15 protein-coding genes and 1 pseudogene are annotated in these 16,977 nt (G+C 47.2%); 4 read left to right on the forward strand and 12 right to left on the reverse strand.

The window, feature by feature from the left end; genetic code table 11:
• Positions 1-72: 72 nt before the first annotated feature.
• Complete coding sequence (locus tag NDA03_RS19010; protein ID WP_190410566.1) at positions 73-834, reverse strand: aldolase/citrate lyase family protein; 762 nt, start codon at positions 832-834, stop codon at positions 73-75.
• 95 nt (positions 835-929) lie between these two features.
• Between NDA03_RS19010 and NDA03_RS19015 the strand changes: the two genes are divergently transcribed.
• A complete protein-coding gene (locus tag NDA03_RS19015; protein WP_190410902.1) occupies positions 930-1,595 on the forward strand; it encodes a response regulator transcription factor in 666 nt (221 codons plus the stop codon).
• A 39-nt stretch (positions 1,596-1,634) separates the two neighbouring features.
• On the opposite strand, the gene NDA03_RS19020 is transcribed toward NDA03_RS19015, so the two are convergent.
• Positions 1,635-2,111, reverse strand: a complete 477-nt coding sequence (locus tag NDA03_RS19020) for a low molecular weight protein-tyrosine-phosphatase (protein WP_190425208.1) — start codon at positions 2,109-2,111, stop codon at positions 1,635-1,637.
• Positions 2,112-2,441: 330 nt separating this feature from the next.
• On the opposite strand from NDA03_RS19020, the gene NDA03_RS19025 reads away from it, so the two are divergent.
• Positions 2,442-3,815 carry an SGNH/GDSL hydrolase family protein gene (locus NDA03_RS19025; RefSeq protein WP_348238852.1) on the forward strand — a complete coding sequence of 458 codons (1,374 nt, stop codon included), beginning with the start codon at positions 2,442-2,444 and terminating at the stop codon, positions 3,813-3,815.
• Positions 3,816-4,031: 216 nt separating this feature from the next.
• On the opposite strand, the gene NDA03_RS19030 is transcribed toward NDA03_RS19025, so the two are convergent.
• The 3 genes from NDA03_RS19030 to murC form a co-directional block, all read right to left on the reverse strand.
• Positions 4,032-4,370, reverse strand: a complete 339-nt coding sequence (locus tag NDA03_RS19030) for a YbaB/EbfC family nucleoid-associated protein (protein ID WP_190410563.1) — start codon at positions 4,368-4,370, stop codon at positions 4,032-4,034.
• Between the two features lie 73 nt (positions 4,371-4,443).
• Positions 4,444-5,424 carry a UDP-N-acetylmuramate dehydrogenase gene (gene murB, locus NDA03_RS19035; RefSeq protein ID WP_190429132.1) on the reverse strand — a complete coding sequence of 327 codons (981 nt, stop codon included), beginning with the start codon at positions 5,422-5,424 and terminating at the stop codon, positions 4,444-4,446.
• Between the two features lie 139 nt (positions 5,425-5,563).
• The gene (gene murC, locus NDA03_RS19040) at positions 5,564-7,105 is read right to left on the reverse strand and encodes a UDP-N-acetylmuramate--L-alanine ligase (RefSeq protein ID WP_190410561.1); all 1,542 of its coding nucleotides are present in this window, start codon (positions 7,103-7,105) and stop codon (positions 5,564-5,566) included.
• A 329-nt stretch (positions 7,106-7,434) separates the two neighbouring features.
• On the opposite strand from murC, the gene nadD reads away from it, so the two are divergent.
• The gene (nadD, locus tag NDA03_RS19045) at positions 7,435-8,073 is read left to right on the forward strand and encodes a nicotinate (nicotinamide) nucleotide adenylyltransferase (RefSeq protein WP_190436699.1); all 639 of its coding nucleotides are present in this window, start codon (positions 7,435-7,437) and stop codon (positions 8,071-8,073) included.
• A 922-nt stretch (positions 8,074-8,995) separates the two neighbouring features.
• A complete protein-coding gene (locus NDA03_RS19050; RefSeq protein ID WP_190410558.1) occupies positions 8,996-10,009 on the forward strand; it encodes a type I glyceraldehyde-3-phosphate dehydrogenase in 1,014 nt (337 codons plus the stop codon).
• Here NDA03_RS19050 and thiL read toward each other — a convergent pair.
• From thiL to NDA03_RS19085, 7 genes and pseudogenes are all read right to left on the reverse strand, one after another.
• Positions 10,006-11,022, reverse strand: coding sequence for a thiamine-phosphate kinase (gene thiL / locus NDA03_RS19055; protein WP_190534952.1), 1,017 nt, complete (start codon positions 11,020-11,022; stop codon positions 10,006-10,008). The two genes, NDA03_RS19050 and thiL, sit on opposite strands and share 4 nt — an antisense overlap.
• A 250-nt stretch (positions 11,023-11,272) precedes the next feature.
• Positions 11,273-12,115, reverse strand: coding sequence for an exosortase-dependent surface protein XDP2 (locus NDA03_RS19060; protein ID WP_348238853.1), 843 nt, complete (start codon positions 12,113-12,115; stop codon positions 11,273-11,275).
• A 709-nt stretch (positions 12,116-12,824) separates the two neighbouring features.
• Positions 12,825-13,490, reverse strand: coding sequence for a phycobilisome degradation protein NblB (gene nblB / locus NDA03_RS19065; protein ID WP_190530220.1), 666 nt, complete (start codon positions 13,488-13,490; stop codon positions 12,825-12,827).
• 96 nt (positions 13,491-13,586) lie between these two features.
• A complete protein-coding gene (locus NDA03_RS19070) occupies positions 13,587-14,051 on the reverse strand; it encodes a CBS domain-containing protein (RefSeq protein ID WP_190410554.1) in 465 nt (154 codons plus the stop codon).
• A gap of 70 nt (positions 14,052-14,121) precedes the next feature.
• Positions 14,122-15,195, reverse strand: a complete 1,074-nt coding sequence (locus NDA03_RS19075; protein ID WP_190685548.1) for a M20/M25/M40 family metallo-hydrolase — start codon at positions 15,193-15,195, stop codon at positions 14,122-14,124.
• A gap of 87 nt (positions 15,196-15,282) precedes the next feature.
• On the reverse strand, positions 15,283-16,362 hold the full coding sequence (locus tag NDA03_RS19080; protein ID WP_348238854.1) for an SGNH/GDSL hydrolase family protein: 1,080 nt from the start codon (positions 16,360-16,362) through the stop codon (positions 15,283-15,285).
• A 519-nt stretch (positions 16,363-16,881) separates the two neighbouring features.
• Positions 16,882-16,977, reverse strand: a pseudogene (locus NDA03_RS19085) (IS5/IS1182 family transposase); the annotation flags it as partial.

The raw sequence follows: 16,977 nt of genomic DNA on the forward strand, positions 1-16,977 counted from the left end.
AGTGAAATGTAAAAATTTAGATATAGTTTTACATATTTCTTCCTTCTCTGGGATTTTACTGAACTGGCAGCCTTAAGTTCGCACTGCTTTTACCAAAGCCTCGCACGCTCGCAGGAAAATACCGACATCCACACCGAGAGTTATGTACTGAACTCCGGCATCAATCCACTGCTTCGCTGTTTCAGGATTATCGGCAAATGTGCCCGCAGATTTCCCAGCCTTGCGAATCGTGGTAACGCATTTTTGCATCAGCTCAATTACCCGCGAGTCTTGCACTTGCCCCGGAATGCCCAAAGACTGCGACAAGTCATAAGGGCCAAGGAAAATGACATCAATGTGGGGCACGCTGACAATTTCTTCAATATTTTCGACGCCGCGAATCCCTTCGACGTGAACGACAATCAGAGATTCTTCGTTGAGCTGATTTGTAATTTGCGTCCCTGCTGCTGCGTACACGCCAGCACGGGTGTAAAATGAAAGTCCGCGCGAACCAAGAGGGCTATATTTGGCACCACGCACAACATCCGCTGCGTCGGACTGAGTTTCTATCTGAGGCACTTGGACACCGGCACTGCCGATGTCCAGTGCCCGTTGAATTTGCGGTGCGTCGTTCTTGCGGATGCGTACAATCGGTGCCAATCCCACGCAGTCGGCTGCACGGCACAGGTCTTCGGCAACCAGTGTGTTGAGGGCACCGTGTTCCATGTCAATCACGGCAAAGTCAAATCCTGCGTGTCCGCAGATTTCTATAAAAGCCGGATAGGCGCAGTTGATGAACGGGCCGAGGACAACCTCACCTCGCTTGAGTTTCCGTTTCAGTTGATTTTCACGCATTGGTCAGTTTTCACCTTAAGAGGCAGAACAGTGTTCCCACTTTTAGGATGGACTTGACCTATTCTAAGGGTTATGTACGCTCTTCCTCTGTGCCCATGCCTTTGCTCATCGTGGTTGCCGATGACGATCCAGGAATTCGGCTTTCTATATGCGATTATCTGGAAATGTCTGGCTACTCAGTTATTACAGCTGAGGATGGTCAAGCAGCTCTCAGTTTAGTTGAGTCATATCATCCTCATTTGCTGGTAACAGACATTATGATGCCCCGGATGGATGGCTATGAACTGGTGCGGCGTCTCCGTCAACGCCCAGCGTTTCGTCTATTACCAGTAATTTTCTTAACGGAGCGTGCAACGACCTCAGAACGGATTCGGGGCTACCAATTAGGCTGCGATCTGTATCTGCCCAAGCCGTTTGAGTTGGATGAGTTGGGGGCCGTGATTCGCAATCTTTTAGAGCGATCGCAGATGATTCAAGTCGAATGGCGATCGCTGATTCATGCTGTTGCCACACCAGAGAAGGAAGTGGAAGCTCCTGGGCTTCCCCAACATACTCCTTCAAACTCATTCAACCTAACTCAGCGAGAACAGGAAGTTCTCGATTTACTCACTAAGGGTTTATCTAACGCCGACATCGGCAACGAGTTGCACCTCAGTCCTCGGACGGTGGAAAAGCACGTCAGCAACCTGCTGAGAAAAACGGAAACTAGCAACCGAGCCGAACTGGTGCGTTTTGCCTTAGAGCATCATCTGGTGGAATAGTCAATTGCTAATGGCTAATTGTTGAATCTAATTAGCCCATTAGCGATTAGTATGACTAACGTGTTGTAGCAGACCCTCACAGGCATCTAAAAGTAAATCGATGACTTGGTTAAACCCCTCCGGGCCACCGTAGTAGGGGTCAGGAACCTCAGTTGCAGTATGGCGGGTGCAAAAGTCACACATCAGCCGCACCTTGTCCCGATACTGCCCTGATGGGTCAAGGGAGAGGATATCGCGGTAATTCTCCCGATCCATTGCCAGAATCAGGTCAAAGTCCTCAAAGTCAGACCTTTGAAACTGCCGCGCTTGACCTTGGAGTTTAATTCCTTTGTGTCCTGCGGCTACTCCCATGCGTCGGTCGGGGGAACGACCAATGTGATAACCAGCTGTACCGGCAGAATCGCAGATGATCCGTTCCCCTAAGTTTGCTTGCTCAATCAAATGGTTCATGATGTTTTCTGCCGCAGGCGACCGGCAAATATTGCCCAAGCAAACGAATAATAACTTGTAGGACATTTGATGCTAAGATGTCTAGTTTTGTACGTTTAATGATTGATACACTTCCCCATTCACAAGTCTCTAATTCCGCACCAGCATTAGAGGAAAGCCAATCGGTATAACTCATTAATCATAAGTGGTCATCTACCCTGGTGTTAAGTTTAGCAACGAAATTGCTGCATACTGGGATCGCAGTGGGATAACGAATGCCGGGATTGAGTTAATCTTTACTTTTGTTATTCTGCCTGACTCCACCGGCAACTCATGAAAGCGAAAGGCAAGCATTTAATCATCCCTTTTTTGCCTTTTACTTCCTTTGTTCGTTGGTCATTTGAGGTTCATTACTTGATGTTTAAAAAGTCCCGCTACAAACCTTATCAAAAACGCCGCCAGCCGCCTTCGCTCCTCATCCTACTCCTAGCTTTGCCCCTCATTTTGATTCTCTTGGAACTGCTTGCACGGGTTGCTGTGAGCGTTGCGGGCAAAAATGCTGAATTGGCAGCCTATGAAGGTGAACCGACAGAAGTTACCGCCTACCGCCTTAAATTCCTCGATCAAAACCAGCAAACCTACGGGGGTTTACCGAATTCTGGGCGTCTGGTTGCCAAACGGCGTTTATCAGTGGGATATCAGCTGGCAGGAAATCAACAGAGCAAATTCTGGCGCATTAACGAACAGGGTTTTCGTGATGACCAGCCGGTTTCTCAAGCGAAACCCAAAGATGAAATTCGGATTTTCATTTTGGGCGGTTCTACAGCTTTTGGTCAAATGAGTTCCAATAACGCAACCACGTTTGCCCATAAGCTCGAAGGTAGTCTGAATATACGGGTAAAGCAGCAGAAAGCTTCTCCAGAGAAATTTCGCCCGGATTTCTTGCCCTACTACAAGCCAGAACGGGTGAAAGCACTCGCCTTGCCGCTACGGATTCGGGAAGGCAACTATCGTGTCATTAACGCGGCGGTTCCTGGCTATACTTCGGGGAACGAACTGGCTGGGCTTGCCCTCCAGATTTTGCCTTACCAGCCTGATGCGATTGTGGTTTTGAACGGGTATGCAGACTTAATGCTACCCAGCACTGAAAATGAAACGGATATCCCTTATATAGAAAACTTTCTGAACAATGCAGCAGGGCATCTGTGGTTTGAGCTGACTCAGGACATGAATCGCTGGCTCAATCAGACCTATTTAGTGAAAGCAACACAGTATTGGGTGTTAAAACCACAACCGTCTGTGGACCAGCTGACGATGGCAGTGAGTGAGGAAAGCGTCCCTTTAGCACAACGTCTGCCAGCTAACACCACTGAGCTGGAGCGTCGGGTTAAGCGTTATCAAAATCACCAGACACAGATGGTTCGTCTGACAGCAGCGGCGCAGATTCCATTGGTTTTGGTAGTTCAGCCAGAAATCACCGGGCGTTCAGCGAATAATCTTTCTCTCAGAGAACGGGAGCTTTTAAGCGAACTCGGTTCAACCTACACCCAGCGAGTACAAGCCGGTTATGGACAAATAGACACAAAGACTGGGCAGTTACAGAGAAGTTTTCCGCAAAATGTGAAAGTGCTGAATTTTTACAAGCTTTACCAGAATTTCCCAGGTCAGGCTTTTTCAGACGCCATTCACTTGACGGATGAAGCCAATACAGTAATGGCAGATCGGCTCTACAAAACGTTTTTGGAGTTACCAAGGCTACAGATACAGCCTGCAAAGCAGCCACCGCTATAAGCAGCAAATCCAGGCAGCAGAGGAGAGAACAAATAGTGTAGAGCTAAATTCTCCTCTGTCCCTGAAGTTTTTGCGCTGAGCTTAAAAGATTGCTAAACCTAGGAAATATTCTCACCGTTTTGCCTGCTAGCCGTCTTCCTACGATAAGTAGGTGGCAGGCGAGAAGCCTGCCTAAGAAGAGCGGCAGATATTGATGCCTGGGAAATCCCTTAAGGGTTACAGTGGCAGGTCGAGTCCACTGGTGAGGTCTTCCATTCGCGATCGCATTGTTGCGGTGGATTTTTCGTAGGCATCTTTCATTGCCGCTGTTACAAGTTCAGCTAGAGCATCTGCTCCCTGATTGTAGGCGTCTGCTGAAATTTCTACCCGCAGAGGTTCTTGATTGCCGCTGAGGAAAACCTTAACGCTTCCACCGCTACTCTCTCCCCCAATCTCCATTTGCTCCAATTCTTCTTGGAGCCTTTTGGCACCTTCTTGAACCTGCTGGGCTTTTTTAAAAGCTTCGGCTAGTTCTTTCATTTTGCCTAAGCCAAAGCCAAATCCTTTCTGTGTCATAACTATTAATGCCGTATGCGATAGACTTGCAAGCCAATTTCAATCTTAGTATCCCTGGCGTCTGGCGACACCTTTAAGCAGGCTGAAACTCACCTAAGATTTTCACTTCTGGTTCTAAGCACAGAGACCAATGCTGTTCCACTTGCTGCTGAACATAGCGAATCAAATGGAAAATATCGCTAGCTTTAGCACCGCCACAGTTGAGGATAAAGTTGGCATGGCGTTGGGCGACTTGGGCACCGCCAATCTGGTAGCCTTTGAGTCCGGTTTGTTCGATCAACCAGGCAGCTTTGTGAGAATCGGGATTGCGGAAAACGCTGCCGCAACTTGGCAAATGGTAGGGTTGAGTGGTTCGCCGTTGCTCTAGATGTTTGGCAGTTGTTGCCATAACTTGAGCTGGGTCGGCTCCCGGTTGGAGTTGGAAGGTTGCCTGCGTCACCAAGCGATCGCCTCCTTGCAGAATTGAGGTGCGGTAGGCAAATCCCAGTTGTTGTGGTGTCAAAATCTCAGCTTTTCCGCTGGGTGAGAGGGCTTGGACGTTGACTAAAATATCAGCGGTACAGCTGGTGTGAGCGCCTGCATTCATCACCACTGCGCCGCCGACTGTACCGGGGATACCAACAGCCCATTCCAACCCTTGCCAACCGCGTTCTGCTGCCTGCCATGCGAGGCGGGCGATGGGTTCTCCGGCACCTGCACTCACCTGACCCGTTTCGGGGTCGAAGCTGGTGTGGCGGAGATGGCGAGTACAGATGGCTAAACCGGGAAGACCTTTATCGCTCACCAGTAAGTTTGAACCGGCTCCCAAGAGGGTGATCGACAATTCTTGATACCGCGCCCACTCAAAACTAGCTTGCAGTTCTTCGGTACGGCGGGGAGCTACATACCATTCGGCTGGTCCTCCCACTCGAAAAGAGGTCAGGCTGGAGAGGGGAGCTTGCGATCGCACAATACAATCGGTTCCTGGTAGGTAAAGCGGGGAAGAAGACTTGGTGGATTTTTTCTGGGGGGAAGAAGCGTTTACAACGCTGGCTGGATCATAAGAGAGAGTCATATCAATTCACAAATTTGAATGCCGAGACAGCTGAGGCCACAACATGAGTTTTGAGTAATTTTGAGTGAATCTGTTAGCTGGGAACTTCTTTACTCATAAGTACGACTTCAATGCAGCTAACGGATTCAGTCATCACCGATTACTTGAGACTGGCTTCGTCAGTTTTTTGATAGAACGCCATGACCTCAGGAATAATCTGATTTAGATTCCCCGCCCCCAAAAACAGAGCCAAATCGCCCGGTCGAAGGGTATCTGTAAGTAACTTACAGATGGACGGGAGAGACGGTTGGTAATGCACGTTCGGATGATTACCCGCCACTAATTCCGCGACTTGTTCACCGCTAATCTGCCCCAAATTAGGTTCTCCGGCGCTATAAATATCGCTGAGAATCACAATATCGGCATCTTTAAAAGATTGAGCAAATTCCGGTAAAAAAGCGAGCGTCCGGCTGTAGCGGTGTGGTTGGAAAATAGCGACAAGCCTTCGCGGCGGCAACACTTGCAAGCGAGCTGCTGACAGGGTTGCCAGAAGTTCGCTGGGATGGTGGGCATAATCATCCACAAAGTAGATGCCATTACGCTCGCCCCGCAGCTCAAATCGGCGGCGGGCACCCTCGAAGGTCGCGATCGCCTCTGCAATTACCTCAAAATCCATCCCCAGCTGACGACCCACAGCCACGGCTGCTAGGGCATTGCTGAGATTGTGCTTGCCTAGCAACTTTAAGGAGAGCTTTCCCAGAATTTCTCCCCGTTCCCAAACTTGTGCCTCTGTGCCATCCGCCCGATAATCCACCCGATCGACCGTATAATCAGCCCCAGAATCTCGCTGCAAGCTATAGCTGATTGCGGGTTGCAGAGAATCTCTAACTACAGCACAATCAATGCACCCCACCAAGGTTTTACAGCGTTTAGCGAATATCTGGAAGGTGCTAATCACCTCTTCGAGCGATTCATAGTGATCTGGATGATCCAGTTCAATATTTGTAATCACACCAATTGCGGCTGAGAGTCTCGATAACGACCCATCTGATTCATCCGCTTCCGCAACTAGATAGGGACCGTCTCCTAACCGTGCGTTGCCTCCCCAGGCATTCACTTCACCGCCTACCACGATTGTTGGGTCTAATCCTGCTTGTAGCAGTAAATACCCAATCAAACTGCTAGTTGTAGTTTTCCCATGAGTACCAGCGACAGCAATACTTTGGTAATCCTGAATCAAAGCTGCTAATAAATCAGAACGATGAAAAATCGGACAGCCTAATTCAATAGCTGCCCGATATTCAGAGTTTGCCGGATTGATTGCAGTTGAACAAATCACTTGGGGCAGAGCCATTGCCCTTAGGTTCGTAGATGACCCTCGATTACTCGACCGAGTTGCTCCAGTTTCTACAGGTTCCCTGGAGGGTTCCAGGCGATCGCTTATACCAATGACTGCCGTTGGTAATGCTTCGTAGGCTGAGTCCTCGGTTGGTTGAAAAAATTCCAAGTTTGCGGCGTCTTGACTTCCAAAAACATGAGTGCCAACGGCCTGCAAACGTTTAGTAATATGGCTGGAATGAATATCCGATCCAGATACAGGCAGCTTACGCTTGGCTAGAACGTAGGCGAGAGCTGACATTCCAATTCCACCAATGCCGATGAAATGAAACGGCCTCCCGGTAAAATCAACAGTATTCGGCATCTTAGCTCCTTACACACCACACCACACCAGGCTGCACGGATAACACGCGCTATCATATCAAGAATTGATTTTTCTTGATACAACCTTGCCAAGATTTACAGCACAATCCCAGAGCGCGATCGCAGAATCCGCTTTCGGTCGCTATAACTGCACTTTAGGTCATTCCTAAATAGAGCGGCTTCTATCATGGGATGGTTTTTATCTTTACACGTCAAAATGCATTTCAGTCCGGAAACTTCCTGCAAAGACTAACACCAAGACAGTAGCAGATCATCCGCATTTTTACTGCTTAACCTAGAGAATAGGAAACAAGCCACAACGGATCTTGTATGCAAAACTTGGGAATTTTGGGTGGAACCTTTGATCCCATTCACTGTGGACACCTGTTGATGGCGGAAACTGCTTTATCTCAAGCGGCTCTAAACCAGGTCATTTGGGTACCGAGTCGCTGTCCTGCCTACAAAGTGGCGGTGGAATTTGAGCATCGCGCTCAAATGGTGCAACAAGCGATCGCAGACCATCCAAACTTTGTTTTCTCGCCTCTAGAGACAAATTGCACCCGTCCAGATTATGCCATTAATACCCTTTTAGACCTCCAGATTCTCTACCCGAATAGCCGCTGGCACTGGATTATTGGCACGGACGCCTTCAAAACCTTACCTCGTTGGCATCGACGGCAGGAACTTGTACCCGCTTGTGAATGGTTGGTGGCACCGCGTCCAGAAGAACTGCCGATCCCGGTGGATGATAACCGAGAAAATTTGCTCTGCCAGCAGATTGTTCAACAGCTTGTCGCCCAAGAGTTGACGATTCGCTGGCAGTTGTTGAAAATGCCGAAAGTGGGCATTTCATCAAGTTTGATTCGCCACTATTGTCGCCAAAAACACTCGATTCGTTATTTAGTCCCAGAAGCTGTCAGAGTATATATTTCCATCCACAACCTCTACGGAGGCGAGATTTTAAATTAATTTGGAATTAAAATAATGATTCAAAATTACGAGCCGTTTTAATTTTGAATCATTATTTTAATGATTCTTGAATGCTTCAGAACGTCCCGATTCAGGCAGAGCATTCCCTTTCTCAAACAACGCTAATAGGTAATTTGGCTGGGGTTGAATGGCTTCATCATAGTTAGCGAGTGGGCGATCGCTTCTTGATACTGTCCTTTACTAAGCGTGTAGCCTCGTAAATACCAGGAGATGAAGTCGTCTCGGCTTTAAGTTTTAGCACTTAGTCAAAAGCTGGTAGCGCTTCTTTGTACTTAACCTAGCCTCCGTAACTCGCAAGCGAGGTTAAACAACTCAATCAGTGCTTTTAACTTAAGCAACCAGTTTCGGGGTAGATATGGAACAACCAGTTAGACTAGGCGCTGGAATGAGATCGAGTACCCTAAAACTTGCGATTTCTGTAGTTCTCAGAGTACCTAATGCTCCTACCGTCAAAAAATTGAAATTCTTCACTTTATGCTTTTAGGCACTATTCGTACCAAACAATAGCTACAAGTTTTTACAGGGATTAATAATAAGAAAATAGATTTAATTAGCAATTAAATCGCCTAAATCGGAGAAAAAAACCAATAAAATAATTATCTAGGCCAAAATTCAGCTCGCAAAAGCCTCAAAATTGGTTCACTTCCGCTTCGACTCGCGCCCCTTCCCATAGCCTCTAGCGGTAGAAGTTGTGCCACGCTGGAAACGAGCACGTCAGCGATCGCGCGGTTTCTCTAGATTTTGTCCTTTTTCCAGTCAAGAAAGATTCGTTTCGATCCACAACGGATTCGATTTAGGAGAATCGCTGCAAACCACTAGGTAGAATTGTTCAGCCTTTGCGATATGATTGGGGTCATTAACAGGAAAATTCTGTAGGTCACAAGACAGAGGGCAAGACGCTGTGATTAGAGTAGCGATCAACGGTTTTGGACGCATCGGACGTAACTTTATGCGATGCTGGCTGGGTCGGGAAAATAGCCATATAGAAGTCGTCGCGATCAATGACACTTCTGACCCAAGAACCAACTCCCACTTGCTGAAATATGATTCCATGCTTGGGAAGTTTAACGCTGATATCAGTTACGATGACAACTCCATCACTGTTAACGGCAAAACGGTCAAATGCACATCGGATCGCAACCCAGAAAACTTGCCCTGGAAAGATTGGGACATTGACCTGATTATCGAATCAACTGGCGTCTTTACCAGCAAGGAAGGGGCATCCAAGCATATAAAGGCTGGAGCGAAGAAAGTTCTGATTACCGCTCCCGGTAAAAACGATGACGGCACCTTTGTGGTAGGCGTCAACGATAAAGACTACGACCACGACAAGCACGTTGTGATCAGCAATGCCAGCTGCACCACCAACTGCCTAGCGCCTGTTGCCAAAGTGCTGCACGAAAACTTCGGCATTATTAAAGGCACGATGACCACCACCCACAGCTATACCGGCGACCAGCGCTTACTGGATGCTTCTCACCGGGATTTGCGGCGGGCACGGGCAGCAGCGCTCAACATTGTTCCCACTTCAACGGGTGCTGCCAAAGCAGTAGCTTTGGTGTTGCCAGAGCTGAAGGGCAAGCTGAATGGAATTGCTTTGCGGGTGCCTACTCCAAACGTTTCCGTAGTGGATTTGGTGATTCAAGTCGAGAAGCAAACCTTCGCGGATGAAGTGAACCAAGCGCTGAAAGCTGCTGCTGAAGGCCCGATGCAAGGCGTTCTGGAATATAACGAACTGGAGCTAGTCTCCAGCGATTATCGGGGTACCGATGCTTCTTCCATTGTGGACGCCAGTCTAACGATGGTTATGGGCGGAGACCTGGTTAAAGTTGTCTCTTGGTACGACAACGAGTGGGGTTACTCTCAGCGGGTTGTAGACTTGGCTGAACTGGTGGGTCAGAAGTGGAAAGCTTAAAAATGCTGAAAGCTTTGGCTTAGGGTGAGTTGTTGGTCGGGATAGACGCCGGTAGAGTCTCCTAACAAGACGTTTGAGCCGATAGTAATTTTCCCGACTACAGCAGCTCCTTTGCCCAGTCGTTTGATTAACGCCTGGGCTTTTTCTAACGGTAAGCACAGCACCAGTTCAAAATCTTCACCACCGTATAAGGCCCAATTCAGAGCTTGCTCGGCAGGCACGAGCTGAGTTAGGGCATGAGAAAGGGGAATTGCGCTGCGCTCGATATAGGCACCCACTCGGCTGCACCGGCAGATTTGCACAATGGCGTCTGCTAGACCGTCGCTGCTGTCCATGCCAGCCACGGGAATTTTAGATTTTAGATTTTTGATGTGGGATGGAAAATCTAAAATTTCCCACAAAAGCGGCAATACATCTAGCCTAGGCTTGGGACGCTGGTGAGCTTCGATTAAAGATGCTTTGTCAGTTTCACTGAGGTGTTGACCAAACTCTGGGTGAAGCAGTAATTCTAGACCAGCTCGTGAGGCTCCGTGAACGCCGGTGACGACAATGGCATCCCCTACCTGAGCATTTGAGCGCCGAAGGATCTGAGTTGGTGAAGCTTGACCAAAGGCGGTAATCGCGACGGTAATCACCGATGAGCGGCAAATATCGCCGCCGACGATCGCTGTATTGTATTGTTGCAGGCATTCGGTGAGTCCCTGATAGAGTCGCTCAACCCAGGTGACAGGTGTATCACCCGTGACACTCAAACCTACAGTAATGCCCAGAGGCAGTGCCCCCATTGCGGCTAGATCGGATAAATTGGCAGCAGCAGCACGCCAGCCAGCGTCTTCTGGGGCAGTGGTGCGATCGCTAAAATGAGTTCCATCTACCAGTAAATCGGTTGTCACTACCAATTCTTGACCAGGCTGAAGGGTCATCACCGCCGCATCATCCCCCACAACTTCCGGCGGACAAAAGCGCTGCAATCGTTCTAATAAACCTTGTTCTCCAATATCTCGAATTTTCATGCATCTAAACTATTCAGTGTCTGATAGTTTAGCGGCTAGAAGAAACGCGATCGCTAAAATCGACTTATCCAGCAACATATCTGTCGTAGCTACCAGCAATTGTCCAAGCTCAGTCTCAAGATGACATTATCTGGCGTTTGGCAGTCTACCTCACCCGCAATCTTTTCTAAATTGGCAAAAAATCGGGACTAGAAGCCTTGTTCAGCATCTAATCCCGATTAATATATGCATTGTTTAAAACAATGGAGAATTAGGACTTAGCAGCTTGACGGCGGCGGCGAGAAACCACTAAAGCACCTGCTACCATTCCTAAACCTGCAAGGCTTGCTGGTTCAGGCACGCTCACGTTTTGAGCGAATACCTTATAGTCAGGCCCGTTAAAGCCCTTGTGGCTTGTCAACCGGAGACCCATAGCCTTCTTTGACGCCTTCAGACCATAAGAACCAACTTCTTGAATTTCGTCGTCGGTTCCTTTGATTTCTTTGGTGGCGATACTGTAGCCAGTCGTAGTCCACTTATCTCTGGTAATCGTGAACGTTTCTAGCACTTTTCCATATTTATCCAGAGACTCAACCAATAGATCGCTGTTCCCAGGGCCTAGATCTTTTACCTTAGGATCTTTTGTAAAAGGGTTGCCTCTTTCAAAGAAGAAGAATGTGTCGGTTGCCTTCCCGAAGAAAACATCGATTATAGATGTTCCATAGTCGTCTTCAGTGTCAATGATGCTGTTGAGATTCAGGTTGCCTAAGCTAGCAACGATATCAGCAGCAGTCGGGTTTTCCTTTTTGGGGCCTTCTGGCAGGTATGAATCGCTGACAGTATCAACGCCGTGGTCGGAACTGCCTGGACCAGTTTTTTTCAGCTCATTTTTGACAATTTTGGCACCTGTAACCAGCGAGAAGTCTTTGACGACCTCGAGTGTAGGTTTAATAGTAACTGCTTCTAGCTTGATATCCTTCTTGGGGTCAGCAGGATTTGGAGAAAAGGTGGTGTCGAACGTGAATGGAGCGAAAGCCTGAGCTGAAGTCGCGGAAAAAGCTAGAAGGCTGCCAGCCAATAAGCTCATGAAGGCTGACGTCTGTTGAAGTTTCATCTGGTTCACCTTAATTGATCCGAAGTTCAAGATTTTTAATGTCCGCATATTTAGGGATTGAGCCGTGTTGCTATTTTTTTGTTGAACCTAGTAGTTTGCTTGAGTGATACGGATGAGTGCGTCGAAAACTACTTAAGCACCTGATGAACGAAGACCAATTACCTAAGGGATGACTCTAACTTTTAGTAGCAAACTCAGAAGACCACGTAAATATGCTTGGCTTTGTTCTTCCTAATATAGGGAATTATTCGAGGGGATAGCAATCCTTCGGACGTATCTTTACTGACTCTTTAACATCAGCCGTAGTTTCTCCAAAAACTTGTAAAGTTGGTGTGAAGTAAGGCTTTAGAAGCGGGAATATATATGTATCCGGATTTTTAACGATTAAATAAAAACAATTTTTGGGATTTCCGGGAAAATACGGTTTACTAATTTCATACTATTTAAAAATAAATTAAATATACGAAAAAACACTGATATGTTAAAAATTTAAGTGCGGAAAATACTGAAAAATTAACTTTTAAACTTGCTAAAGCTAATAGTTATTACGAGAAAATACTTAAAAATAAATGTGAAAACGGGCGAAGCCCTTTCCACGTTGGGGATAAACCCCTAGTTAAGGAAAGGAATGCTTCGCCCGTTTAATTTCCAGCCAAAAAAACGGATTGTATCAGACTATGGTAATTTTAGAGATACTTTAACCAGTTATTTAAGCGGATTTTAAACAATTTTGTGCTTCCTGGGCTACTTGCTCGACTTCATCATTCGCTAAAGCTTCTAATGTTGAGCGTGCTTCTGCTCCACCTAGACGCTTGAGTGCTTGTACAACCCGGTAGCGAATCTGCCAATCCAAATGGGTGGAGTAGGGAACAATGAGGGGAACTGCACGCGGATCTCCCAGTTCTCCCAGTGAAGAGATAGCAGCAGTTTGGACTAATTCGTTCCCAGAGGTGAGGGCTTCTTCTAGTAGTTCAAACCCTCTGCTGTCGCCCATTTCTCCCAAAGCAGCAACAATGCTGAACTTAACGAGCCACTCTGGGGTTTGGTTGTAAACTTGCTGCAAGTCCTCAAAAGCTTCTTTTAACTGTAGCGCTCCCAAAGCATCAGCAGCGGCAGCTTGGACATCTGCTTCCGAGTCATTGAATAGGCGATCGCGCAAAACACTCAAAGATGTTTGCAAATCTTCTTGTCCCAGAGTATCCATCTGGCTGACTGCGGCATATCTAACGCGGGTGTTGCTGTCTGTCACAGCGGGTTGCACCAGCTCAAACGCGATCGCCCTTTCCAGCTGGCGCAGCTGGTTAATGCCGCGAATGCGATCGCCAAAATTTTCTGAACCCAGTAATTCTTTAACAGACTCAGGGGTAATGCTCATTATTATTTGATTATTGATTAGTTTTCAGTTGTCACTCGTTATGAGTCATTAGTCATGAGTCCTTTGCAGCAAACTCCCATTGACTAATGACCAAGATTAATCCACCTCAGATGCCATTGCCCGCACAATATCCCCACGGGTGAGGATACCAATCACTTGAGCATTTTTATCAATCACCGGCAAGCGGCGAACATTTCGCTCGTGCATCAGCGCCGCCGCTTCCCGTAAAGGTTTCTCGGCTGTAATGGTAATGGCATCGTGGGTCATTACTTCCCCAACCGTTTGCCCCAGAGACTTGTGTAGGTCTCGTTCAAAGGTGGCTGGATTTTGCAGGTAAATCACGCTGTCTAGAAACATGATGTAAGCCGGGGGAGTCACCCCTTTTTCTTGCCACATCAAGTCAGTTTCCGAGATAACGCCCACTAATTTGCCAGTTTGTTCGACTACTGGCAGACCGCTGATGTGTCGTTCTGCCAAGATTTGGATGGCCTCTTTGAGAGGCGTTTCAGGCCGTACCACGATAGGGTCGCGGCTCATAACATCGGCTACAGTTTTGGGCATACAAGGCTTAACTGCTGTCACAGGATAACTGGCTTAATTGTAAGGAATTGCAGGGATCAATTGTTCTTTGTCAGTTATCAGTTGCTGTTGACGAATCGCTAAAGTCGGTTTCGCAGTAGGCGCGGAGGATATGCGTACAGTTTGCGATCGCGCCTAAATGGGCAATCTCATAGCCGTGCGTGTTTTGCGTCGGAAACGCCAGACACGCAGCACGGGCGACATGACCGAACTTCATCGCAATTGAGCCATCGCTGCCAAAACCGCTCAACGTCGCCAATTGCACGGGGATCTTCAGATTCTTCGCAACTTGCCGCAACTGACGATTTAAGGCTTCATCGTATATTCCATAGCCATCTTGGGAAAGCAACACCGGCGCATTCCCATCAGCGATCGGGTATTCCGGAGCCAAAGGACAGATTTCCAGCGCAATCAAAGCATCCACACGCTGCTTCTGAGTAAAGTACATTGCGCCAATTGCGCCGACTTCCTCTTTCGCAGACGCCACCAGATAAATATCAACTGGGGGCTGTTTTACGGTTTCAGCCAGCGCTAACAAAATTGCGACAGACGCCTTATTATCCAGCGTGTAACTGGCAATCCAATCCTTCAACCGCACCGGACGCTTACGATGCTTCCCGACTACCATTCGGGTTCCCGGTCGAATTCCCGCTATTTCTAATTCTTCGGAGGTGCATTTGGTTTCCACCCAAGCGTCTTCCCAGCGCACTGGTTTGTCTTCCTGCTGGGATTTTTGGGGAGATTCGTGGGAAATGTGGCGCGAGCCAAAAGATAGAATCCCGGTAATGGTTTGCTCATCTCCCAGTAAATCTACAGCGCCCTCACCATAAACCCACGGAAACGCACCTCCCAGCCTGCGGACTTCCACCCGTCCCTCGTCGCCGACTTGTTTGACAATTCCGCCAATTTCGTCTTTATGGGCGGTGATAGCGATGCCTCTGTCTTGCTTTTGTCCGGCAATTTTCGCAATGATATTCCCGGCATTATCCTGCCAAACTTCGACCCCTAGCGCTTTAAATCGACTCATCAACAATTGGTCAATTTCTTCTTCCGCACCGCTAGGAGAATGATGCAGCACTAATTCTTCAATGGTGTTAAACAGATTGTCGTAATCCAACAAAGCCATGCCTAAAAGTATGAAGTGTGAAATATCAAGGATGAACGGTGAAATTTAGCCTGAATACGAACCTGTTCATCCTTGAGTCTTCATCCTTTATACTTCAGTCTTGATTGAGCTGGCTTTCGTCTGTTGGCGTTTCAGCACCAAACCCGCGCCTAAAGCACCAAACGTTAATATACCGAACGTAGAAGCCGGTTCGGGAACGCTTTTCTGGGAGTCGGACACCAGTACAGGCGTCAGCGTTGCAGAAGCGGATTGTCTCAATAGCTGATTATTACTAGCGATCGCAGATGCCTCAGCCTGTTGCCTTAGCACTGAAAAAGCATATTTTCCTAATATCTTATGAGCAGTCGTCGTCGGATGGATGTTATCCCAGAACAAAAACTTGTCTGCATTAACAGCACAGGCAATTAATTTGTCTAAACAAGCCTCAGTAACATTCCCCAAACCAAATTCGCTCGGATTAGCGATGACCCGATCGAATAGAGAATTAACATCAAGGGGGATAATCTTGATGCTGTCACCTAGGTTCTGGCTCAAACCATTGAGGCTTGCAGCTAAGCCCGAGTTATGAGTTGCCGTCAAGGCATTGAGGTTGGCTGAATTCGAGCTTGTCCGGGTGTCCGGAAGTTCCCCCAAATCTGGCAAGTTGACCACCATGATATTTTTAGCGCCGAATGTAGCAAGCGACGTTACTGCCGTCGATAAATTTCCGACTGGTATAGCAGCATTGGTTACGCCACCACCGATGTAGTCATTGCCACCCGCCCATACGATGTATAATGCATCCGGATTAGCCGGTAAATTGGATTTTTTGAAGTTATTAATCTGCTGCTGCAAGCCTGGTAAATTCAGCACTACGCTAGGAACGATATCGTTCAAGACGTTACTGTTTCCCGTAGTTGCACCACCGTAAGCGAGATTAATATTTGAATTGGAAGTTAATCCTAAATATTGGGCAAGATAGTCTACCCAAACTGGACCATTGGAAAAACGTCCATCAGAGTAAACCGGGCTTGGCGGAATATATCCTTTCGTAGCATCAAACAGATTTCCATCATCTGAAAGGCTATCCCCGAAAACATACATTGCATTAAAATTCTGAGGCGATAAGCTTGCTGCTTTTACTGCTGTTGGCAACCCAGCGATCGCGCTGAGGGGTAACGCACTCACAAGAAATACTGCCCTCAGGCTAGAAAACACTCTTTGGAAGGACATTGTGTTTTTTCTGTAGTCAGGCTAGCGAATAAGTTTATTTGTCAGTTAGTCTTTTACTAAATTGCTATTTGACAGCTAAAAACTTTTCCCTCTAAAGATACATTTCTCTACTATCATCTTTCTGTCTTTCTAGGTAGCAGACAATAGGAATTTTTACATTTGTAGTGGTGTGGGAACGCCCAAAACTTGTAATTTTTTAATTAAATTATATGAGTGGCAATTTTCAGTTATTTCAACTATCTATCTTCAGCTATATCCAGCTTGGAGAAATTCTGCAATTTTTATAGGCTTCAAATGTCAACGATAGGAGAATTATGTCAATTACTCCATCAGATGCGCTCGCTACAATCCTATTGTCAATCTTGCCTATGTTTCCAATGCAAGACTGGTTGGGCATCATCCATCTTATCCCTTTTTTTGCGATCGCTTGTTTTATCAATTATTAGGATTATTAGAATAGACCTCCTGCATGAATCAGGAGGCATGTGCCAGTTCGTAGTTCAGCAAGCCAGCAATTAGGTTTAAGCGCAAACCAAATCTCTGCCTGCGATTGCGATAACGTCCTGAAAA

The organism is Trichocoleus sp. Lan, assembly GCF_039961855.1.
Lineage (GTDB): Bacteria > Cyanobacteriota > Cyanobacteriia > Cyanobacteriales > FACHB-T130 > FACHB-T130.